The organism is Pseudoalteromonas sp. SG45-2 (assembly GCF_014164115.1).
GTDB classification, from domain to species: domain Bacteria; phylum Pseudomonadota; class Gammaproteobacteria; order Enterobacterales; family Alteromonadaceae; genus Pseudoalteromonas; species Pseudoalteromonas distincta.
In genome coordinates this window covers 89,260-111,142 of record NZ_JACJEO010000017.1, presented here as the reverse complement: position 1 = coordinate 111,142, position 21,883 = coordinate 89,260, and the positions used below count along the sequence as shown (strand labels likewise).

Below are 21,883 nucleotides of genomic sequence, written 5' to 3'. Positions count from 1 at the left end.
ATCAAAGGGGTCATGAATTAACGCTGTTTTGTTGCCTGTTAGTCTATTTATTGAGCTACTTAGGTGTTTTAACTGTAAAAGTACTGAGCTCTAGTACACAATACTGCACAGCTTTTCGATTTGCGAAAAAAAATAATCGCGGATTTTGTTTACATCCGCCTTGATTTTCTTAGAATCGAGCGCATTAAAGACCGTATTAAACGTTTAGGAAAAAATAATGACTGAAGCAAAACATTGTAAGCTACTAATTTTAGGCTCTGGCCCAGCTGGTTATACTGCCGCAGTATATGCAGCACGTGCAAATTTAAACCCTGTTTTAATTACAGGCATTCAACAAGGTGGCCAATTAACAACCACGACTGAAGTTGAAAACTGGCCTGGTGATGCACACGGCTTAACGGGCCCTGCATTAATGGATCGTATGAAAGAGCACGCTGAGCGCTTTGAAACTGAAATCATATTCGATCACATCAATAAAGTAGATGTATCTAAGCGCCCTTTCACACTAACTGGCGACCAAGGTACTTACACATGTGATGCGTTAATCATTGCAACAGGTGCTTCTGCTAAATACTTAGGCTTAGAGTCTGAAACTAATTTCCAAGGCCGTGGCGTTTCAGCCTGTGCTACATGTGATGGCTTTTTCTATAAAGGTCAGAAAGTAGCGGTTGTTGGTGGTGGTAATACAGCGGTTGAAGAAGCGCTATACTTATCTAACATTGCTGACGAAGTACATGTTATTCACCGCCGTGATAGTTTCCGTAGTGAAAAAATACTTGCAGACCGCCTTGCTGAAAAAGCAGCTAACGGTAACGTTGTTTTACATTACAACCGTACGCTTGACGAAGTATTAGGCGACCAAATGGGCGTAACTGGCATTCGTATTAAAGATGCACACTCTGATGCAACAGAAGAGCTAGATTTAGCAGGCGTATTTATCGCTATTGGTCATAAGCCAAATACAGATATGTTTGTTGGTCAACTAGAAATGAAAGATGGCTACTTAGTTGTAGAGTCTGGATTGAATGGTAACGCAACTCAAACAAGTGTAGAGGGCGTTTTTGCTGCAGGTGATGTGTCTGACCACATTTACCGTCAAGCAATCACATCAGCGGGTACAGGCTGTATGGCTGCCCTTGATGCAGAACGTTTCTTAGATAATTTATAAGCAATTAAATAAATTATAATAGGGCTGATTATTCAGCCCTTTTTTTATGTCTAAAATATAGTTACACTTTTACGATCAATTATAAAATAAGTACTGTATGAGAAATCAGCTATACCAATTAAGTGAAACCGATATAGCATTCCCCAATCCGGAATACGCATTAGAATCCCCTGATGGCTTGTTAGCAATTGGCGGAGATTTAAGTTTACCTCGCCTAAGTAATGCCTACAAAAGCGGAATATTCCCTTGGTTTAGCGAAGATGAGCCTATTATGTGGTGGTCGCCGAGCGAACGCGGGATTTTTGAACTGGATGATTTTCATATAAGTAAGAGCCTGCGTAAACATTTAAAAAAGCACCCTGTAAAAGTAACCATTAATAATGCCTTTGAGGAGGTAATAGAAGCTTGTCGCGATCAACGCCTTGATACCGATGGCACTTGGATCACCTCTGACATGCTCAACGCTTATGTTCATGCACACAATGCTGGCATTGCCCATAGCTTAGAAGTGTGGAGCAACGGAGAGCTTGCAGGTGGCTTATACGGTATTATGCAAAATGGTGTTTTTTGTGGTGAATCAATGTTTCATCATCAAACCAATTGCTCAAAGCTTGCTATGTGGGCACTGGTAAATTGGCTTAAACGTCATAATGCGCATTTTATTGATTGCCAGTTAGAAAACCCTTATTTAATGACCTTAGGTGCACAAGTAATCCCCCGCTCAACATTTTTGACTAAACTAAAAGCTGCACATAACTATATTATTAATCCTATTATGTGGGAGCCACAAGAACTTGACGCAATCTATGAATGAGCAACTTCCTGCACGTGTTGGTTTAACCCAAGAGTTTGACTGTAGTTATTTACCCAACAGACAAGAGCAACTATTAGTTATTCTTGATCCTAGTTGCTACAGCACAGACAAATTTGAGTCATTATTAGGCTTAGGGTTTCGTCGCAGTGGTAACCAAATATATCGTCCACACTGCCCAATATGCAGTGCATGTAATTCTGTACGTGTATTAGCACAAGACTTTATCCCTTCAAAATCGCAAAAACGTAAACTAAACAAAGCAAAAAACCAGTTTGAAGTGAAATACTCGACGCAAGAACGCCCTGAGTATTATCCGCTCTATAGTAAATACATAACGATGCGCCATCAGGATGGAAGTATGTATCCCCCTGAAAAAGAACAGTTTCAAAGCTTTTTACTTTGCAGTTGGCTCAAAATCACATTTATTGAGCTATGGCACCAAGATACTTTAGCCGCAGTTGCCGTAACTGATTGTATGAACAGCTCTATTTCTGCAATTTATACTTTTTTTGACCCCGACTTTGAACACTATAGTTTAGGCTCTGTGATGATATTAGAGCAGCTTAAATTTGCAAAAGAGCAAAATAAGCAATACGTGTACTTAGGCTATCAAATTGACGAATGCGATAAAATGAAGTACAAAACTCAGTTTTTACCAGCTCAAAAACAGCTCAATGATGAGTGGGTGGCTATTTAATTTGCAAATATAGCCCCTGCGCCTTTACTTATTGGAGTATTTTGGGCAAAATCTGCAGCGTTTAACTATTAAAGAGGTGTTACGCTAAACATGGCGAAAGAAGACGTAATCGAAATGCAAGGGACAGTCCTTGATACTTTACCAAATACAATGTTCCGAGTTGAGCTAGAAAATGGTCACGTAGTTGTGGCTCACATTTCAGGCAAAATGCGCAAAAACTATATCCGTATTTTAACCGGCGATAAAGTAACGGTAGAAATGACTCCTTACGATTTATCAAAGGGTCGTATCGTATTCCGTGCTCGCTAAGTAAGTGCGTAAACGAGATTTAGTTTTTGGCTAGTGTTTTACTAGCTTTAAGCGTTTATTAAATGTAATTGATAGACATTGACTAGCAATTACATTTAATAAACAAAAAACCCAGTTTTTACTGGGTTTTTTGTTGCCTATAAAAATGGCAAAAAAATGGCCCGCTATTATTTAGCGGGCCATTTTTATTTAACTTAGTTGTGCATTTAACGTTTTACGCTGGCGTTAAATTGCTCTCGTAATCAAAGCGAATCTTCTTGTCTTTAACCGATACTTTAACTGTACCGCCATCAACAAGTTCACCAAACAGTATTTCATTAGCTAATTGCTTTTTAAGCTCTTCTTGAATAACACGTGCCATTGGTCGTGCACCCATAGCCTTGTCATAACCTTTATCTGCGAGCCATTCACGCGCTTTAGGCGTAAGCTCAAGATTAACCGATTTTTTATCAAGCTGAGCTTGCAGTTCCACAATAAATTTATCAACCACCAGTAAAATAACTTCACGTTCAAGGTGATTAAACCAAATAATGTTATCTAAACGGTTTCTAAATTCTGGCGAAAATACTTTATTAATTTCGCCCATTGCATCGTGCGTGTGATCTTGCTCTGTAAAACCAATCGACTTACGCGTAGTTTCTTGTACGCCCGCATTGGTAGTCATTACAACCACTACATTTCTAAAATCAGCTTTACGACCGTTATTATCGGTTAACGTACCGTGATCCATAACTTGTAGTAAAATATTGTAAATATCTGGATGCGCTTTTTCAATCTCATCTAAAAGTACAACCGCATGTGGGTTTTTAATAACCGCCTCGGTTAATAACCCGCCTTGCTCAAAACCAACATATCCTGGTGGAGCACCAATTAGTCGGCTGATTGCGTGGCGCTCTACATACTCAGACATATCAAAACGAATAAACTCAACACCCATACATTTAGCAAGTTGCTTGGTTACTTCTGTTTTACCAACACCTGTTGGGCCTGCAAACAAGAACGAACCCACTGGTTTTTCTTCGCTTGATAAACCTGAGCGAGATAAACGAATAGCCGATGTAAGTGCATCAATAGATTGATCTTGTCCAAACACAAGCATTTTTAGATTACGGTCTAGATTTTTAAGCGTCTCTTTATCTGTTGAAGACACATTTTGTGGTGGAATACGTGCCATCTTCGATATTATTAGCTCTATATCAGCCACACCAATGGTTTTTTTACGTTTAGAACTAGGTTGTAAACGTTGGTTAGCGCCCGCTTCATCAATTACATCAATTGCTTTATCTGGCAAGTGGCGCTCATTAATGTATTTAGCACTAAGTTCAGCAGCTGCTTTTAATGCTTTTTGAGTGTAGCGAATACCATGGTGCTCTTCGTAACGCTCTTTTAATCCATTTAAAATTTTAGTGGTATCAGCAACACTTGGTTCAAGTACATCAATTTTTTGAAAACGGCGTACTAATGCACGGTCTTTCTCAAAAATATTTTTATACTCATTGTAAGTGGTTGAACCCATACAGCGTAACTTACCACTTGAAAGAAGTGGTTTAAGTAAGTTTGAAGCATCCATAACGCCACCAGACGCTGCGCCAGCACCTATTATGGTATGTATTTCATCAATAAATAAAATAGACCCAGGTTGTGCCTGAAGCTCTTTTAATAAGCTTTTAAAGCGTTTTTCAAAATCGCCACGGTATTTAGTACCTGCAAGCAATGCCCCCATATCTAGTGAGTACACAACTGCATCTGCAATTACTTCTGGTACTTGCTCGTTCACAATACGGTATGCTAAACCTTCAGCAATGGCTGTTTTACCAACGCCCGCTTCACCAACAAGTAATGGGTTATTCTTTTTACGACGACACAATACTTGTACCGTGCGCTCTACTTCGCTGTCGCGCCCAATCAATGGGTCAATATTACCTTCACGAGCCTGAGCGTTTAAGTTAGTTGTAAAGCTGTCTAGCTTACTTGCTTCTTCGTTTTGAACTTCTTGCACTTCTTCATGTATATCATCGCTGTCGTCGCCTAGTTCATCATCAGCTTTTGAAATGCCGTGCGAAATAAAGTTAACAATATCTAAGCGCGATACATCATGCTTTTTAAGTAAATAAACAGCTTGGCTCTCTTGCTCTGAAAAAATAGCAACCAGTACATTGACACCCGTCACTTCGTTTTTTCCTGACGATTGCACATGAAACACAGCACGTTGTAATACACGCTGAAAACCAAGCGTTGGCTGAGTTTCACGCTCTTCTTCTAAATCTGGGATGACAGGTGTTGTTTCGTCAATAAATTCTAATAATTCGGTTTTTAAGCCTGAAAGTTTAACACCACACGCGTTTAAGGCTTCTCCTGCAGAAGGATTATCTAATAGCGCAAGTAAAAGGTGCTCTACGGTCATAAACTCATGACGGCGAGTGCGCGCTTCACGAAACGCGGCATTTAAAGTGAGTTCTAAGTCTTTGTTTAGCATTGGCAACCCCTTACTGAGATAATAATTTATACCACAACAATCGGATGTTTGATCACCCTAATTGGTATTTATACCAATTGTATTAAATTGGTATTATTCCTGCTCACAACTACAAAGCAGTGGATGCTCGTTATCCCGTGAGTAACGGTTAACTTGTTCAACTTTGGTGTGGGCAACATCGGCGCTGTATACACCGCAAATACCCTTACCTTTTTCATGAACCTGAAGCATCACATCGGTTGCTCTATCGCTATCCATATTAAAAAACGTCGTTAAAACTTCAATTACGAAGTCCATCGGCGTGTAGTCGTCGTTATTTAAAACAACTTTATATTTTCGCGGCGGCTGTAGCTTTTGCTTTTCACTGTCGCGAACTGTGTCGATAACACCTGAATCTTTCATACCACTCATAATTAAATATAGTCTTGTCTTTGTAACTCAAGCAAACTTGAATAAAAAATAAATAAAATGTTAAAAAATAACTCAAAACACTTGACTGGTTGGCTAAATAAACTACAGTCAAACATAGATTGATTAAACCTTAGTCAGTCTAGCAAATTATACGGTTTAGAATAACTAAATTAGTCAACTTATTGAAGGATGTAGAAGTATGGCTTGTGGTAAAGTTAAATGGTTCAACAACGCCAAAGGTTTTGGTTTCATCGTAGAAGACGGCTGCGAGAATGATATCTTCGCTCATTACTCAACAATTGTAATGGACGGCTATAAAACGCTTAAAGCTGGTCAAGATGTAACATTCGAATTAGAACAAGGGCCTAAAGGCCTACACGCTAAAAATATTGCCCCAGATGGTGACATTATTGAGTGACGATTGTTTTGTTCGACTAAAGCGAGCGACCTTTTAAGATCCTCGCTTAATTCCTTAAGCATACTAACTTATCTCTTCTTCTCTTATTTATTGCCTCTTTTCATTCAAATTCAACCCTTTTCCTTGAATTTATTTTATATACCCCAATGTTCTAAGAGTTGATTGTTTAACTGCTTATTGGGCATGCTCAAACTCTAGCCCTTTTTATTTAAGCTTGTTACACTCTTGGTGCTAAAAATTGCGCATAACACCTTATCGCCTCTTTTATATGTACTAGGCTAAAGGCTGATTTATTTTTGTTAATTTTTTAGCTATAAATACGATTCCAGTTCGTCAGGTGTGACTATTCTGCTTTTATAAAAGAGCAACGCTGAGTACCAACACCTAACAAACTACTCATTACGAGCGTACGTGTTTATTAACTTGTTTAATAATATGTACTCACTCATAAGTAATGATTTTCTTTGCATTGTTGAATAAGACCTTATCGGTCGACTATCTAGGAATGATGATGACATCAAAAATTATCTATACAAAAACGGACGAAGCTCCGGCACTAGCAACTTATTCGTTGCTACCGATCATCCAAGCATATACAAATGCGGCCGGTGTTGAAGTTGAAACTCGCGACATATCATTAGCAGGTCGTGTAATTGCTAGCTTCCCTGATTATTTAACAGAAGAACAACGCATTGGTGATGCACTTGCTGAACTTGGCGAGCTTGCTAAAACACCAGAAGCAAACATCATCAAATTACCAAACATCAGTGCATCTGTACCACAGCTTCGCGCTGTAATTAAAGAGCTTCAAGCAAAAGGTTACGCTCTTCCAGAATACCCTGTGGAACCTAAAAATGATGAAGAAAAAGCAATTCAAGCGGCTTACGACAAAATTAAAGGCAGTGCAGTAAACCCTGTACTACGTGAAGGTAACTCAGATCGTCGCGCGCCAGGCTCTGTAAAAGAATATGCACGTAACAACCCACATTCAATGGGTGCGTGGAGCAAAGATTCTCAGTCTTACGTTGCAAGTATGAGCGAAGGCGATTTCTTCGGTTCAGAAAAATCAGTAACTGTTGATACAGCCACTGATGTGCGTATTGAACATGTTGCAACTAACGGTGACGTTACTGTTCTTAAACAAAGCACACCTCTTTTAGCTGGCGAAGTTATTGATGCATCAAGCATTAGCGCTTCTAAGCTTCAAGCTTTCTTAGCTGCAGAAATTGACGCTGCTAAAGAGAAAGGTGTTTTGTTCTCGCTTCACATGAAAGCGACAATGATGAAAGTATCTGATCCAATCATCTTCGGTCACGCTGTTAAAGTATTCTACAAAGATGTATTTGCTAAACACGGTGAGCTTTTTGAAGAGCTAGGTGTTGATGTAAATAATGGTTTAGGCGACGTATATTCTAAAATCCAAACATTAGACGATGCTAAGCGCGAAGAAATTGAAGCAGATATTCAAGCTGTTTACGCTAACCGCCCTGCTATTGCTATGGTTGATTCTGACCGTGGTATTACAAACTTACACGTACCAAGTGACGTGATCATCGATGCATCTATGCCTGCAGCAATCCGTTCAAGCGGTCAAATGTGGAATAACGATGGTAAATTACAAGACACTAGCTTTGTAATTCCTGATCGCTGTTACTCAAGTGTTTACCAAGCAACTATCGATTTTTGTAAAGAAAATGGTGCATTTGATCCAACAACAATGGGTAGCGTTCCAAACGTTGGCCTTATGGCTCAAAAAGCTGAAGAATACGGTTCACACGACAAAACATTTGAAGCAAAAGCGGACGGTTCTATCCGTGTTGTTGATGCAAATGGTAATACATTACTTGAGCACAGTGTTGAGCAAGGCGATATCTGGCGTATGTGTCAGGTTAAAGACGCACCAATTCAAGATTGGGTTAAGCTTGCAGTAAATCGTGCACGCGCAACAGGCGTTCCAGCTATTTTCTGGTTAGACGAAAACCGTGCACATGATGCGCAGCTAATCAAAAAAGTAAATAAATACCTACCAGATCACGATACAGCTGGCCTAGATATTCAAATTTTAGCACCGCTTGAAGCAACATTGTTCTCATTAGCGCGCATTAAAGAAGGTAAAGACACGATTTCTGTAACAGGTAACGTACTACGTGATTACCTTACAGATTTATTCCCAATTTTAGAATTGGGTACAAGTGCTAAAATGCTTTCAATTGTTCCACTTATGAACGGTGGTGGCTTATTTGAAACTGGCGCGGGTGGTTCTGCACCTAAGCATGTTCAACAATTCGAAAAAGAAAACCACTTACGTTGGGATTCTTTAGGTGAATTTTTAGCACTTGCTGCATCACTTGAGCACTTAAGCGTAACTGCTGGTAACAACAAGGCACAAGTACTTGCTGATACCCTAGATAAAGCAACAGGCACGTTCCTTGCTGAAAACAAATCGCCTTCACGTAAAGTGAAAGAAATTGATAACCGTGGTTCTCATTTCTTCCTATCTTTATTCTGGGCACAAGAACTTGCTAAGCAAGATGATGACAGTGAACTTAAAGCACAGTTTACTCAAATCGCTAGCGACCTTGAGTCTAATAAAGAGCAAATCGTAAGTGAGCTTAACGATGCGCAAGGCCCTGCAGTTGATTTAGGCGGTTACTTCCAGCCTAACGATGATGCAGCCTTTAAAGCGATGCGTCCAAGCACTACATTTAATGATATTCTTGCTAAATTAGTATAAATACCGGTTTAAATAAAAAAGCCGCTTACTTGCAAAAGTAAGCGGCTTTTTTATGTCTGTATCTTGTAAAAAAGGCCGCTATTTATAAAATCGCGGCCTTTAAAATAATCAAATTTATTTATTTAATTATTTAGTATCATACCAATTCGCTTAATTAAGTGATCAACTTTGAGGCAAGAAAATCTTGTCGATAACAAGGCAAAAATTTCGTTATTTAGTTGCTCTATATCAGAAATTTTTAACGCAGTTACCGTCAGATTTAATCCCTCAAATTGATTAAGTATTATTGCGGGTTGGTATAAGCACGTGGCATTTTTGAATCTGTCGTATAGCGGTCACGCAATTTATCTTGACGAGATTGTGTAGAAACCTCAACGCCATTAATAAACATTTTGCTCACATGGCTGCTTAGCTCAAACGGGTCATTACTCCATATTACCACATCAGCAGCTTTGCCTACTTCAAGGCTACCTGCATTAATGCCAAATACATCAGCAACGTTTGATGTAAGCGCTTTTAACGCACCTTCTTGGCTCATACCATACGACACGGCATTACCAGCATCAAAACGCAGCTGATAAATATTGTGACTTGCATCGCCACCTACCGTTAATAATACTTTAACGCCTGCTTTTTCAAGCACACTAGCATTATCTAAACTCGCATGAAGCGAATCAAAGCTTCCTGGTAAGCTATCCATTGCACTAATAATCACTGGAATATTTGCTTTAGCAACGCGCTCTTTTACTACAACAGCATCTTGCGCACCGTTAAGTACTAGGTTAATACCAAATTGCTCTTTTACTTTAATTAGCTCAATAATATCCGCCGCACGCGAAACGCCAACCACTAATGGCATTTCACCACTGAGTACTTTAGCCATTACTTTATCTTCAGTACTTGGCTTGTCGTCATCTTTTTTCGCTTTTTTACCAGCTTTATTTTTGTGCTCATCAAGCTTATTAATAAGTGTTTGCAAAGTAAAAGCACGTGAGCCTTTACTACGCTCACCTAAGTAAACAATTAAAGCCGCTTGTTTTTGCATGTCACTGTCAAAACTACCACTTAAATCAACAACACTCGCAAGGCCTGAAAAAATGCTATCGCCGCCATGAGGAGTAATTACATCGCGTGTTACGCCGCCTTTACGAGCGTAAGGAATTAAGCTTGAATGTGCGTTGTAAGCAAGGCTTACATCAAAATCAATACCAGCTTTTTCCTCACCTGCATCGCGAGAGCCTGCAACTGCACTTACTTCAACTAAACCAAGTTGATTAATACTTGCTATAAAGCCAGGGGTTACAATTTGCCCCTTTGCATCAATAATTTGATCTACTTTAATTTCAGTTGGATTAATCGCTGTGATTTTACCATCTGTCATTACAATGCTTGCCGCTTCTAATACACCTTGATCAGAAGACGTATGCAATGTTGCATTAATAATTGCTAGCGATTGTGCGCTTACAGCACCAGATGCTAATAATCCTGCAGCAACCAGAGAAAGCGAAAACGAACGTGATAAATTTTTCATTCTGGGTGCTCCTTATTGTTGACCTAACATAAAATCACTTGTTGCTTGGTACGCGCTGTCGTTTCTATCGTAAACCTTTGCACCATCAACAAACACTTGTTCAGCTTTAGCATAGACACTAAATGGGCTTTGATTCCAAATAACAACATCGCCCTGCTTACCCGCTTCTAGTGAACCTGTTTTGTCATCAATACCTAGCGATTTAGCAGCGTTAGACGTGATCCATTTAATAGCGTGTTGCTCAGAAATATCAAAACCATTTTCGTTAGCTCGGTACATCACCTTGCCCGCTTCTTGGTTTAAACGCTGAATAGTAGTATCTGAATCTGAGTGAACAACTGCACACGAGTTTTTAACCGCATCAACAATAGCTACGTTTTCTTGAACCATGTCGTAGGCTTCCATTTTAAAGCCCCACCAGTCTGGCCAAAGTGCAGCACACGAACCATTTTGCGCAAGTAAGTCAGCAATTTTATATGCTTCTACACCGTGATGAAAAGTACCTGCGTGGTAACCAAATTCTTTTGACAGGTCAATCATCATTGCCATTTCTTCAGCTTTATAACAATGATTATGAATACGTACTTCGCCTTCAAGCACACCGCGAAGCGTATCGTGTTTAATATCACGTACTGGCGCTTCTGGGTTTAAACCGGCTTCATAATCGGCATCGTATTTATCCCATGCACGTTTGTACTCAGCGGCTTCAGCCCATGCCATACGGTAACCAGCCATATTACCCATACGGGTTGAAGGCAATACACCTTGACGACCATAAACACGTTTAGGGTTTTCACCACACGCCATTTTTAAACCATACGGCGCCTCTGGAAATTTCATCCCTTGCATAGTGTGCGCTGGTACGTTTTTAAGCGTAACGCCGCGTCCACCAAATAAGTTAGCTGAGCCTGGTAAAATTTGTAGAGAAGTAATGCCGCCTTCGCGTGCACGATTAAAGCCTGGATCTTGTGGCCAAACAGAATGCTCAACCCACACTTCTGCAGTGTTAGGGCTGGTCATTTCGTTACCATCTTGATGCGACTCGACCGAAGGACTTGGGTATGCGCCTAAATGTGAATGTACGTCAATAATACCCGGTGTTACCCATTTTCCTTGTGCATCAATTGTTATATCAGCAGTGGCAGTTAAGTCTTTACCTACTTGTTGTACTTTACCATCAACAAGTAATACATCAGCCTCATCTAAACGCTCACCAGTACCGGTAAGTACTGTTGCATTTGTAATAAGAGTGCTTGATGTAGAAATTGGCTGATAAGTACTTGGGTAAGGATTTTTGTTAATTGTTATTTTATCGTCTTGTGGGCCGTTTTCTTGGCAGCCTACAAGTGCAGCAGCTAAGCCAACCGCTAATAAAGAAGGTGCAAATTTTTGCATGTTGTTTGGATCTCCTGTTTTTTTGCTACTTTAGCGAAAGCTAAGGAATAAAGCCAAAAAAACAGGTGAAAACGCAGTTAATTAAGATGAATTTCTGTAATTATTTCTTTATATAATTGTTATATAGCTTTTCAAGCGCACCTTCGGTGGTAAGCGAAGGATCTTTACTAATAAAGTGCTTAACCGTACGCGTTACAAAATCAGAGTTTTGCTTATGTAGCTTAGAAAAATCTTTAATAAGTGTATTACCATCTTTAGCCGCAGTTACTTTGTCATGACGATGACGATACTGGCTCAATGCTTTATTAAAATCGCCTTGGTAGTCTTCAACCAAAATTTTATAAAAGTCGCTTTTTTGAACATTTAAATCGTTAATGCAGTAATTTAACGCCTCTTTAAAGTCGGTAAATATCATGCCTTCTACATCAAACTCTTTTGTTTTTTCGCGCACTGCTACTTTGGCATCTTCTGTGGCATAGCTAAAACCCGTAAAGGCTAAACGCTCAGCGGCTTCTTTGCCTAATTTCATACCCGCTTGAATACTATGGGCAAACTCGTCGCTCATGTCGCCAAGTTCGCTTTCTTCCCACATGTTATAAACGCGCAGTGGTTTAGCATATTTATTTGAGAGCTTTTTTTTAAGTTTGGTAAAGCGCTCATCAATCGTCATCAGTCTTTCGTTATGTAAAAGTGCGTGGCACTCATAACACGCAGGGATTGAGATAAAGTCAGCCTCTTCACCTAAATCAACGATACTTTGTAGCATATGCAGTGGCGGACAATGATCGCGCTCTGTCGCTTCACAGCCACAATAAAAACACTGATTAAAATGCTGCTGATCGCACGCATATGCTTGCTGATAATAACTGGCTAACGTTTTGCTCACCGTTGCTCCTAAAAAAACACGACTAAATTATGGAGGCGATAATAACAGCCTGAAAAAATAAGTTATACCAATTGCATTAAATTAGTGCTCTGTTATTTCGCTAAAAAGTAGTGCAATAACAGGCACAAATAACAACGTGTAGTTATTCTATACAAATAATTTTTAACGCAGTAAGTACACTATTTAATGCAATAGAATGATTATGTTTTTTATTAGTCGCTAGATTTAAATAACGGCCGCTATTAAACCAAATAAACCACCAAACACACCGCCCCATACTACAAGCCAGCCTAGGTGCTCGCGGATCATGGTCTGAATAATCTCTTTAACCATTTTAGGAGTAAGCTCATCTAAGCGCTCATCAACTAGTTTAAGCACCGTTTTATGTAGGCTTTCTGCGCTATTACCTTGTGAAAGTGTTTGGCTTACTAATGCTTTAAAGTCGTCAGTTTGAGAAATCTCACTAAGCGACAATTGCATTTTTTCAATAAACTTTTCACGCATCGGCTCTATTGCCGCTGTACCGCCAAACATTCCTAGCATACTACCAAACTGAGACTGCTCTATTACCTCTAACAAATTGTCGAATGCAGGGTTTAGATCAACATTGCTAATTATTGGCTCAAAGTCGATATTGGGCTGCGCTTTATTGAGTAAATTATTAATTTTTTGCTCTGAAAAAAACTCCGTTAATATCAGGTTTCGTATAGCTACTTTAAAGCTTTCAAACTTAAGCGCTATAACACCAGAACCATATAAAAACGGGACTTTTTCGAATAACATATGAATAGCTAATAAATTAGTTACCGCGCCAGAAAGTGCAAATAAACCAACAGACAACACAATTGCTTGGTTAAACATAAAACCTACAACAACACATAAACCCGCTAGCAAATTGGTTATTAAACTTTTGTTCATTTTAACTCCACTACAGTAAGTGTAATTTTATTCAATATAGCCGTTAATTTTACAACGTTTAGATTGTTAAATTAATACCTTTTTGCCATAGTTTAAGTATCTGTTTAAAAGGCGAGCAATTGTTATGTGGAAAACAGTAAATGAGCACATCAGCCAAGCCATTAATTTTGACTTTAAGCACACCTACAAACGCCAATTACAAAGTACAAACACCGACAAACTATTTCATATTACCAATGGTACGCATAACTACTTCGTTAAAATAGCACTAAAAAGCGAGCTCGAGCGTTTAGAAAGTGAATTTGTTGGCTTAAAGCTTATTGCGCAAAATAGTAATTTTAAAGTACCTGAATGTATTACAACTGGTGCAAATATAGAGTTTTCGTTTATTGTTTTACAATGGCTTGTTTTAGATAAACAACCCCACGACACGTGGACTAATATGGGTCGCAACCTCGCTAAAATGCATCAAAAACATGACCAAGCTATGTTTGGCTTTGATGTAGATAATTACCTAGCCACGACCATACAGCCAAACCGCTGGCACAAAAAGTGGGATGTATTTTACGCCGAAGAGCGTATAGGGTGGCAATTACAACTACTCGCTGAAAAAGGCATTAACTTTATTGAACCCGAACGCTTAATTAATACCGTAAAAGAGCAACTACATAGCCATCAAGTACAACCTTCATTACTGCATGGCGATTTTTGGCGTGGCAATATGGGATTTTTAAAAGCAGAACCAACAATATTTAACCCGGCTTGTTATTATGGTGATCGGGAAGTGGATATTGCAATGAGCGAACTATTTGCCCCCCTGCCTAAAGACTTTTATAGCGCCTATAACGCGCACTACCCGCTTTCTCAAAATTACGAGAAGCGTAAGTTAATATACCAGCTATACCCCATTTTAAATCACGCCAACATCTTTGCCGGTCACTATCTTACTGAAGCTAAACAACATATAGAAAAGCTGGTATTTGAAGGTATAAAATAAGTGTCATAAGCTGCATTTGAGCACTATATTTAATGAGTAAGTAGACGTTCATCTGTAAGCGATTAAGTTGAACCTAACTTAATTATTTATAACTGGAGTGATTATGAAAGATTTTTTATCACAACGAATAACGTGCCCACACTGCGGACACCACATACATCTAGACTTAGACGCTAGCAGCGGCGATCAAGACTATATAGAAGATTGCACTGCCTGTTGTAACCCTATTCATTTAAATATGCATATAGACCATGCTAACAATAAATTGGAGCTACACGTAGACAGTGACGACGAACAAATATTTTAACTTAAGCCTGATGGCGTAAGTAGTTCTCTACCGTATTTACAATAGTGTAAGTTTGCTGATCAACTTCAATATTAAACTTGTCACCCACTTGCGCTGCACCAATGTTTGTAATGGCGAGCGTTTCCGGAATTAGGTGTATCCAAAAACCTTGTTCATCAACTTCGCCTACGGTTAAGCTTGCGCCATTTATAGCAACAAAGCCTTTATATAACACGTACTTTTGCCACTCTTTTGGCAAGCTTAATTGTATTTTGCAGTTATTCTCAAGCTTCACTATTTGAGAGATTTGTGACGTACAATGAATATGCCCAGACACTATATGCCCACCTAGCTCAGTACCAAACGTAACAGAGCGTTCGTAATTTACTAAACTACCTAGCTCAAGCAGGCCTAAATTAGTTAACTTTAGGGTTTCGTCAATCACATCAAAATGCACTTGCGCCACCACATCATGATTACTTAGCTCAACTTGCACAACCGTTAAACAACAGCCATTAATAGCAATACTTGCGCCTAAATCTAAATGCTTAACGTACTCATCGCTCACCGATACAACTAAGCGTAACACACCATCAGCTTGCGTTTTAGAGACCACTGTTGCTTGTGTTTGCACTATTCCTGTAAACATAAAATCACTTAAAATTATTACAAAGTGCTAGTTTAACGTATCAACTCATAAAATCATTCACTACTGTGATTTTTATTTGAAACGCAATAGATTACAATTGCCGCCTGTTTTATTTAATAGCTTTTTTTATGACCTTTTGCAATTGGGAAGCCAAGCGTTTACTTTCCCTAGCCTTACCCGTTTTTTTAGCACAAGTTACACTTATTTTAATGTCGGTAGTCGACACAATTATGGCCGGCCAAGTTAGCCCTACTGACTTAGCTGCACTTTCTATTGCAACAGGAATATGGAACCCATTATTACTTGCTCTGCAAGGTATTTTATTAGCGCTTACTGGTATTATTGCGCAGTTTTCGGGCAGCGATGACCGCAAAGGCATTAGCCACTATTTTCAACAAGCGCTTTATTTAACCGCTATTTTAAGCTTTACAGGTTTTGGTATTGCCCATTTAGCAGATGCCATTATTTTAAAGCTCGATACAACGCCTGCTATTGCAAACCTTGCCATTGACTACATCCATTTTGTGAAATGGGGTGTGTTTGGATTTTTAATTTTTACAGTATACAGAAACGTTACCGAGGGCATGGGGATGACCAAACCCGCCTTTTATATAAGCCTATTAGGTTTAGCCGTTAATATTCCAGTAAATTATATTTTCATAAATGGCTTATTTGGTTTTCCTGCTTATGGCGGCGCAGGCTGTGGCATTGCCACAGCAATTGTTTTAACTGTTATGGCAATAGCACAAGTCACTTACTGCCAAATGAGTAAAAAGGTAGATGCTAGAGGCCTTCTTTCATCATTCGAAAAACCTAATTTCACTACCATTGGTATTATTACTAAGCTAGGTATACCAATTTCACTTGCAACCTTTTTTGAAGTCACTTTATTTGCGTGTATACCGCTATTTATTGCGCATTTAGGAGCAGTGGCTGTATCGGGGCACCAAATAGCAGCGAGTGTAACTACATTGCTGTTTATGATGCCACTGAGCCTCTCTATCGCTATAAGTATTCGTATTGGTAATCTATATGGTCAAAATAATTTACAGCAGTTAAAAGTTGCCGTATCGACTAGTTACATATTAGCTATTGTAATTGCACTATTTTTGGCACTTATGACTTTTACAGGTCGTGATTTAATTAGCCAACTTTATACCGACAGTCCCGCAGTAATGGCTCTGGCTTCATCAATTATGATACTAGCGTGTGTCTACCAGTTACCCGATGCATTACAGGTTGCTGCAAATGGCATGCTTCGTGGGTTAAAATACACCACGCCTATATCGTATATTACGTTTATATCGTATTGGTTAATCGGCTTTTGTTTAGGTTACGTATTGGCAAGAACAGACATAATTGTGCCAGCTATGGGGCCGCATGGCTTTTGGGTTGGAATAATAGTAGGCCTTAGTGTCGCTGCTATTTTATTAATGCTAACAGTAAGAAAGCGTCTAAAATATGAATTTGTTAACAGTGATTCACTCAATCAAAACTAATAAACTCAGCCTTAAAACATTACCAGCTGCTTTGCTGGTAATGTGTTTTTTAATGCTTACAGGCTGCAACAAACCACAAAGTACTGTAAACGCTACTTATATTGAACGCTTAAGTAGCACAGTTAATGCAAGCCCAACACAGCCTAAGCCGCTCAAGCAACTCCCTTTACTGCAGCCTCCCCCAATAGCACAAAGTGACTTAACACTGAGTATTGTGGAGCTTGCAGGCATTAGCCAATGTAAGCTTAACGTGCTTATAAGTGAGCACAATAACCAATTAGGAAAAATAGCCAGCGCTGCCGGGCAATTAAAATATCAAATAAACTTTATTAAAAGTGCGCAGGTTTGCTTAAATACGCTTGATAAAAATAGCCCTAGTTACACAAAAATACTCGCAGCCAAAAACTATAAAGAAACACACCTAATGTACTTTTTTAATACCATGTTATTTAAAGAACCTGAGTTAAATCGTACCTGGCAACTCACCTCAAACGAGCTAACTACTGAACCCGCTGGTTTTCGCGATACCATATTTGCGCTAAAGCAACTTGCACTCATTAAGCAGCAAATTAAGGCTAAAGAATTTAGTACAATTAATAGCGACTCTATTTTTAGCGCACTCGAGCAGCTTAATAAATTTCAATTTAACCAAGCACTCATTCAATCAGCCCGTAGGCAGGTCGTGTTAAATAACAACGCTACACAGTTTGTACAAACACTAAACTTTAATACGCTGTGCCCAGAGGATAAAAATAATAAAAACGCAAAAATCATAAGCAACATATTTCAAAAGTTTTACCTAAAAGAAATTCAGCCCTATCAAGCGCAATTAACTGGTTATCTAGAGGTACTACAACCGCTTTATAAAGAGCTTTGGTTTAACGAAAGTATCTCAAGCCCTCAAATTAATAACTTAGTAAAAACTGGCTCAACAAGTAACTTATTGAACTTACTTAAAAGCTCAGCTAAAAAACATGTGGTTTGGTGGCAAGGTTTTTATAAAACGTGTGAAATAAGCCCAATATGAATAAAAAAACGGCAAATAAACTCAAAAACAACAAACTTGCTTGATTCACCAACCGCCACGCTATATATTAGCCGCCGTTGTTAAGCAATTAACACTTACTTAAATAAAGTAATACGACTGTAGCTCAGTTGGTTAGAGCACTACCTTGACATGGTAGGGGTCGGTGGTTCGAATCCACTCAGTCGTACCAACGTTTAAAAAAGTATAATTGAAGGAAAAAGCACTACCTACTCTTGATCACCCGGTCCAAAGGTCAGTAGTTCGAATCCACTCAGTCGTACCAACATTTAAAAAAGTATAATTGAAGGAAAAAGCACTACCTACTCTTGATCACCCGGTCCAAAGGTCAGTAGTTCTAATCCACTCAGTCGTACCAACATTTAAGTAAAACCTCAAAAATTGTACGACTGTAGCTCAGTTGGTTAGAGCACTACCTTGACATGGTAGGGGTCGGTGGTTCGAATCCACTCAGTCGTACCACTTCAAAGTAATAAAAAAAAACTAAAAATACCGAAGAATAAGCACTACCTAATCTTGACCACCGGTCCAAGGGGCAGTAACTCGAATCCACTCAGTCGTACCAATTAAACTATACATTTCAAACGGTTAAAAACCTAAATAATCTATCTATATAATTTTTACGCTGAATTTAAATTCTAAGTTTTTATTATTTTGTATTCAAAATTTAGAACTGACTAGAACCAAATCCAAAAAACCGTCCTAAATATTATGCTTTTCATCGAGTTGTTCCTAAAACAATATCTGAACGCCTAAAGCTATTTTCAGTTAAAATAGACCACTTCTTAGCAAGTGTATAACTTTACAGTAGTTTAGATTGAGCAACAAAAAATTTAAACAATTACCTTTCAACAGTTTGAGGAAGAATCCCTATGTGGTATTACTTACCTTAAACTCATTTACTTGCTTAATGTTTTTATTTAGTTTTAACAATACCTCAATAAGTGTATCAAGCTCTTTTTGTGAAACCCCTTGTAATAACAATCTTTCTCGCTCTAAAGCTACATAGAGAATTTTATCATGTAACTTTTCACCTTTTTCCGTCAGCTTTGCTAATGATGAACGACCATCTTTAGCATTTTTTATAAAGCTAATATGGCCTAACGTTTGTAATTGTTTTAAAGCTCGACTAACAGCTGCTTTATCTAGGCCAATCACCTGACAAATACGATTTGCAGAAATGTTAGTTTCTACTTTCAGCATCGCTAATACACGCCACTCAATAACGCCTACATTAAAGTTTTTTCGATAGCATACAGATGCACCACTTGAGAGTTTATTAGAAAGAAAATTTACAAGCGCAGGTATATATCGTTCAAGATCTAGCTGCTTAGCACTAGGTTCTTTGGGTTTAGAAGGCATTGGTTTTTCCAATTTTTAGGTATAAATAAATTTTACTAGGTAAATCTTGAGATTAAAACTATTTATGATCATTGCTTATTACGAGCAAAGAGTTTTACATTCATAACGTTAACACTAAGTTAATCTCTACACCCAAATTATAGTTGACACCTCAACTATAATTCAACATTATAAACATAAAGTAACAAACATTAGGAACTTTATGTTTTCAGTAAACGTACGCAGTAAAAAGGTTGAAACACCTAATATTGTCAGTTTTGAGCTAATACCTATAAATGGGCAAGCTTTACCTAAATTTGATGTGGGTAGCCACATTGATGTGGTGCTTAATGATAAAATAACTCGTCAGTACTCACTTATCAGCCATCCTCAATCCGATGAGTTTTATAAAATAGCTGTATTAAAAGATGCCAATTCACGAGGAGGCTCAATTGCACTTCACTCTGATGTGCAAGTCGGTGATACATTATCAATTTCTGATCCTCGCAACCTCTTTGCACTCAATTCAACTCATAATAAAGCACTATTATTCGCAGGCGGTATAGGCATTACTCCGATAATCTCAATGGCAAGAGAGCTTGATATTAACGGCGTTGATTTTGAGCTTCATTATCATGCTAAATCCCCCGTAGAGGCTGCTTTTTATCAAGAATTGCTAGAGTGTTCATTTTCTGAAAAGGTATTTTTTCACTTTTCAACCCAGCCAAAAAAAGATGCCAAAGAACTTATTGGTGAATTTAAAACGAATACGCATTTATACACTTGTGGCCCAGCAGCTTATATGGAATATATTTTTGACAGTGCAAAATCAAATAACTGGAAAGACGAGTACTTACACAAAGAAAATTTTAAAGCTGAACCTAAAGCAGAAGGTACTGAAGATATTCCGTTTAAGCTCATTTTGAGCCGTTCAGGCTTAGAAATTGATGTTTCTGCAGAGCAAACCGCACTAGAAGCAATGGAAGATGCGGGTATTGAGTTAGACGTATCATGCGAAATGGGAATTTGCGGGACATGCGTTACCTATGTGACATGCGGTATACCCGACCACAGAGATGAATTCTTTACTGCTGATGAAAAGGCAAAAAACGATAGGTTCACACCCTGTTGTTCAAGAGCGTTAAGCGACTCTCTAACGCTAGATTTATAGAGAAAATTTTAACACTAGACTTTACGCGAGACACTTATGACCACACATACACAAACTAATTCGGACACTAAAACCCCCTTTCCTCTTAACATGTGGTACTTAGCAGCACTAAGCAAAGAGTTAACCGACAAGCCACTAGCTCGCACTTTATTAAACACCCCTATAGTTTTATTTAGAGATGCACAAGGCCATGCTAGCGCACTTGAAGATCGTTGTTGCCATCGCCAACTGCCTTTATCGATGGGAACACTTGAAAAAGAAGGATTAAGATGCGGTTATCATGGTCTATTATTTAATGGCCAAGGCCAATGTCTTGAAGTACCAGGGCAAAAAAAAGTTCCAAGAAAAGCAAAAGTAACGCCTTTTACACTTAAAGAGCAAGATGATTTAATTTGGATTTGGTTTGGTTCAGAGCAAGGCTCAACCCCTGATCAAGACCCACCTCGCTATCTTTATCATTCTGACGAAAAATATGTTTACGATGGTGATGTATATCACTACCAAGCACCATTTCAACTCATACATGACAATTTACTTGATCTTAGCCACTTAGGTTACGTACACCTTAAAACGATTGGTGGTGACGCTAAAACGCATATGCATGCACAAATGGATGTAGAAGCTATAGGTGATAAAGTGACCGTAAAACGTTACATGCCAAATTCAACCCCGCCACCAACATATACAGCTGCTTATCCATTTAAAGATAAAATAGATCGCTGGCAAGAAATTGAATTCTATCCATCACATTTAAGGATATGGACTGGCGGTATTGACGCAAACAGTGAATCGGTAACTAACCCTAACCGTGGCGGCTTTCATATGCGTGGCTTACATTGCATAACTCCAGAGACAGAAGAAACATGTCATTATTTTTGGACTATATCAACAAACCCAACAACTGATATTGAAAACGTAAAACAAAAAGTAGTAGAACAAACTCGTTACACGTTCAATGAAGACAAAGTGGTTATTGAAGCGCAACACAAATCAATGAAGCACTTTAAAGGGCAACCTATGATTGATATCCATGTTGATACCGGTGCAAATCACGCTAGGCGAATAATTAAGCGCTTATGTGAAGCTTAAAGGCTTGTTTTAATTATATTAACTCAAACTGAGGTATTACTTTTTCAAT

General features: G+C 38.6%; 20 protein-coding genes and 2 tRNA genes. 14 read left to right on the top strand and 8 right to left on the bottom strand.

Going from position 1 to position 21,883, the window contains the following annotated elements; genetic code table 11:
• Positions 1-217: 217 nt before the first annotated feature.
• The 4 genes from trxB (at position 218) to infA (ending at position 2,988) form a co-directional block, all read left to right on the top strand.
• Positions 218-1,168: a thioredoxin-disulfide reductase gene (gene trxB, locus H5116_RS13650; protein ID WP_165723628.1), complete on the top strand. Its 951-nt coding sequence runs from the start codon at positions 218-220 to the stop codon at positions 1,166-1,168.
• A gap of 97 nt (positions 1,169-1,265) precedes the next feature.
• A complete protein-coding gene (gene aat / locus H5116_RS13645; RefSeq protein ID WP_182716402.1) occupies positions 1,266-1,982 on the top strand; it encodes a leucyl/phenylalanyl-tRNA--protein transferase in 717 nt (238 codons plus the stop codon).
• Positions 1,975-2,679, top strand: coding sequence for an arginyltransferase (locus H5116_RS13640; RefSeq protein ID WP_024606094.1), 705 nt, complete (start codon positions 1,975-1,977; stop codon positions 2,677-2,679). Before aat ends, H5116_RS13640 begins: the two co-directional genes overlap by 8 nt.
• A 90-nt stretch (positions 2,680-2,769) precedes the next feature.
• Positions 2,770-2,988: a translation initiation factor IF-1 gene (gene infA, locus H5116_RS13635; RefSeq protein WP_002962494.1), complete on the top strand. Its 219-nt coding sequence runs from the start codon at positions 2,770-2,772 to the stop codon at positions 2,986-2,988.
• Positions 2,989-3,202: 214 nt separating this feature from the next.
• Here the strand turns inward: infA and clpA are convergent, their stop codons facing one another.
• Complete coding sequence (gene clpA, locus H5116_RS13630) at positions 3,203-5,464, bottom strand: ATP-dependent Clp protease ATP-binding subunit ClpA (RefSeq protein WP_182716401.1); 2,262 nt, start codon at positions 5,462-5,464, stop codon at positions 3,203-3,205.
• Positions 5,465-5,557: 93 nt separating this feature from the next.
• On the bottom strand, positions 5,558-5,866 hold the full coding sequence (gene clpS / locus H5116_RS13625) for an ATP-dependent Clp protease adapter ClpS (RefSeq protein ID WP_002962498.1): 309 nt from the start codon (positions 5,864-5,866) through the stop codon (positions 5,558-5,560).
• A gap of 208 nt (positions 5,867-6,074) precedes the next feature.
• Between clpS and cspD the strand changes: the two genes are divergently transcribed.
• Both cspD and H5116_RS13615 read left to right on the top strand, forming a co-directional pair.
• Positions 6,075-6,293, top strand: coding sequence for a cold shock domain-containing protein CspD (gene cspD, locus H5116_RS13620; protein WP_002962500.1), 219 nt, complete (start codon positions 6,075-6,077; stop codon positions 6,291-6,293).
• A gap of 511 nt (positions 6,294-6,804) precedes the next feature.
• Positions 6,805-9,027, top strand: a complete 2,223-nt coding sequence (locus tag H5116_RS13615) for an NADP-dependent isocitrate dehydrogenase (protein ID WP_182711173.1) — start codon at positions 6,805-6,807, stop codon at positions 9,025-9,027.
• Between the two features lie 283 nt (positions 9,028-9,310).
• On the opposite strand, the gene H5116_RS13610 is transcribed toward H5116_RS13615, so the two are convergent.
• The 4 genes from H5116_RS13610 to H5116_RS13595 form a co-directional block, all read right to left on the bottom strand.
• Positions 9,311-10,558, bottom strand: a complete 1,248-nt coding sequence (locus H5116_RS13610; RefSeq protein WP_182694075.1) for an amidohydrolase family protein — start codon at positions 10,556-10,558, stop codon at positions 9,311-9,313.
• A gap of 12 nt (positions 10,559-10,570) precedes the next feature.
• A complete protein-coding gene (locus tag H5116_RS13605; protein WP_182672155.1) occupies positions 10,571-11,953 on the bottom strand; it encodes an amidohydrolase in 1,383 nt (460 codons plus the stop codon).
• Between the two features lie 100 nt (positions 11,954-12,053).
• Positions 12,054-12,839, bottom strand: coding sequence for a hypothetical protein (locus H5116_RS13600; protein ID WP_002962505.1), 786 nt, complete (start codon positions 12,837-12,839; stop codon positions 12,054-12,056).
• A gap of 225 nt (positions 12,840-13,064) precedes the next feature.
• The gene (locus H5116_RS13595; protein ID WP_024603971.1) at positions 13,065-13,757 is read right to left on the bottom strand and encodes a hypothetical protein; all 693 of its coding nucleotides are present in this window, start codon (positions 13,755-13,757) and stop codon (positions 13,065-13,067) included.
• Positions 13,758-13,881: 124 nt separating this feature from the next.
• Here H5116_RS13595 and H5116_RS13590 point away from each other — a divergent pair, with 124 nt between their 5' ends.
• On the top strand, positions 13,882-14,754 hold the full coding sequence (locus H5116_RS13590) for a fructosamine kinase family protein (protein ID WP_182716400.1): 873 nt from the start codon (positions 13,882-13,884) through the stop codon (positions 14,752-14,754).
• A gap of 103 nt (positions 14,755-14,857) precedes the next feature.
• Positions 14,858-15,061, top strand: a complete 204-nt coding sequence (locus H5116_RS13585; RefSeq protein WP_002962509.1) for a CPXCG motif-containing cysteine-rich protein — start codon at positions 14,858-14,860, stop codon at positions 15,059-15,061.
• A gap of 1 nt (position 15,062) precedes the next feature.
• On the opposite strand, the gene H5116_RS13580 is transcribed toward H5116_RS13585, so the two are convergent.
• On the bottom strand, positions 15,063-15,689 hold the full coding sequence (locus H5116_RS13580) for a riboflavin synthase (RefSeq protein ID WP_024603969.1): 627 nt from the start codon (positions 15,687-15,689) through the stop codon (positions 15,063-15,065).
• A gap of 128 nt (positions 15,690-15,817) precedes the next feature.
• Between H5116_RS13580 and H5116_RS13575 the strand changes: the two genes are divergently transcribed.
• The 4 genes from H5116_RS13575 to H5116_RS13560 all read left to right on the top strand — a co-directional run bounded on the left by H5116_RS13575 (position 15,818) and on the right by H5116_RS13560 (position 18,695).
• Positions 15,818-17,188 carry an MATE family efflux transporter gene (locus H5116_RS13575; protein ID WP_182711673.1) on the top strand — a complete coding sequence of 457 codons (1,371 nt, stop codon included), beginning with the start codon at positions 15,818-15,820 and terminating at the stop codon, positions 17,186-17,188.
• Positions 17,151-18,215, top strand: a complete 1,065-nt coding sequence (locus tag H5116_RS13570; protein WP_182716399.1) for a DUF3080 family protein — start codon at positions 17,151-17,153, stop codon at positions 18,213-18,215. The genes H5116_RS13575 and H5116_RS13570 overlap by 38 nt, the downstream gene beginning before the upstream one ends.
• A 113-nt stretch (positions 18,216-18,328) precedes the next feature.
• Positions 18,329-18,405, top strand: a tRNA-Val gene (locus H5116_RS13565).
• Positions 18,406-18,618: 213 nt separating this feature from the next.
• Positions 18,619-18,695 (top strand) — tRNA-Val (locus H5116_RS13560).
• A gap of 408 nt (positions 18,696-19,103) precedes the next feature.
• Here H5116_RS13560 and H5116_RS13555 read toward each other — a convergent pair.
• Positions 19,104-19,595 carry a MarR family winged helix-turn-helix transcriptional regulator gene (locus H5116_RS13555; protein WP_182681183.1) on the bottom strand — a complete coding sequence of 164 codons (492 nt, stop codon included), beginning with the start codon at positions 19,593-19,595 and terminating at the stop codon, positions 19,104-19,106.
• Positions 19,596-19,797: 202 nt separating this feature from the next.
• Here H5116_RS13555 and H5116_RS13550 point away from each other — a divergent pair, with 202 nt between their 5' ends.
• Positions 19,798-20,745: a PDR/VanB family oxidoreductase gene (locus H5116_RS13550; protein ID WP_182716398.1), complete on the top strand. Its 948-nt coding sequence runs from the start codon at positions 19,798-19,800 to the stop codon at positions 20,743-20,745.
• Positions 20,746-20,781: 36 nt separating this feature from the next.
• Positions 20,782-21,834: an aromatic ring-hydroxylating dioxygenase subunit alpha gene (locus tag H5116_RS13545; RefSeq protein ID WP_058429815.1), complete on the top strand. Its 1,053-nt coding sequence runs from the start codon at positions 20,782-20,784 to the stop codon at positions 21,832-21,834.
• Positions 21,835-21,883: the final 49 nt, after the last annotated feature.

Coding starts and splice junctions, on each gene's coding strand:
- trxB (WP_165723628.1), top strand. CDS start 218: ATGACTGAAGCAAAACATTGTAAGCTACTAATTTTAGGCTCTGGCCCA.
- aat (WP_182716402.1), top strand. CDS start 1,266: ATGAGAAATCAGCTATACCAATTAAGTGAAACCGATATAGCATTCCCC.
- H5116_RS13640 (WP_024606094.1), top strand. CDS start 1,975: ATGAATGAGCAACTTCCTGCACGTGTTGGTTTAACCCAAGAGTTTGAC.
- infA (WP_002962494.1), top strand. CDS start 2,770: ATGGCGAAAGAAGACGTAATCGAAATGCAAGGGACAGTCCTTGATACT.
- clpA (WP_182716401.1), bottom strand. CDS start 5,464: ATGCTAAACAAAGACTTAGAACTCACTTTAAATGCCGCGTTTCGTGAA.
- clpS (WP_002962498.1), bottom strand. CDS start 5,866: ATGAAAGATTCAGGTGTTATCGACACAGTTCGCGACAGTGAAAAGCAA.
- cspD (WP_002962500.1), top strand. CDS start 6,075: ATGGCTTGTGGTAAAGTTAAATGGTTCAACAACGCCAAAGGTTTTGGT.
- H5116_RS13615 (WP_182711173.1), top strand. CDS start 6,805: ATGACATCAAAAATTATCTATACAAAAACGGACGAAGCTCCGGCACTA.
- H5116_RS13610 (WP_182694075.1), bottom strand. CDS start 10,558: ATGAAAAATTTATCACGTTCGTTTTCGCTTTCTCTGGTTGCTGCAGGA.
- H5116_RS13605 (WP_182672155.1), bottom strand. CDS start 11,953: ATGCAAAAATTTGCACCTTCTTTATTAGCGGTTGGCTTAGCTGCTGCA.
- H5116_RS13595 (WP_024603971.1), bottom strand. CDS start 13,757: ATGAACAAAAGTTTAATAACCAATTTGCTAGCGGGTTTATGTGTTGTT.
- H5116_RS13590 (WP_182716400.1), top strand. CDS start 13,882: ATGTGGAAAACAGTAAATGAGCACATCAGCCAAGCCATTAATTTTGAC.
- H5116_RS13585 (WP_002962509.1), top strand. CDS start 14,858: ATGAAAGATTTTTTATCACAACGAATAACGTGCCCACACTGCGGACAC.
- H5116_RS13580 (WP_024603969.1), bottom strand. CDS start 15,689: ATGTTTACAGGAATAGTGCAAACACAAGCAACAGTGGTCTCTAAAACG.
- H5116_RS13575 (WP_182711673.1), top strand. CDS start 15,818: ATGACCTTTTGCAATTGGGAAGCCAAGCGTTTACTTTCCCTAGCCTTA.
- H5116_RS13570 (WP_182716399.1), top strand. CDS start 17,151: ATGAATTTGTTAACAGTGATTCACTCAATCAAAACTAATAAACTCAGC.
- H5116_RS13555 (WP_182681183.1), bottom strand. CDS start 19,595: ATGCCTTCTAAACCCAAAGAACCTAGTGCTAAGCAGCTAGATCTTGAA.
- H5116_RS13550 (WP_182716398.1), top strand. CDS start 19,798: ATGTTTTCAGTAAACGTACGCAGTAAAAAGGTTGAAACACCTAATATT.
- H5116_RS13545 (WP_058429815.1), top strand. CDS start 20,782: ATGACCACACATACACAAACTAATTCGGACACTAAAACCCCCTTTCCT.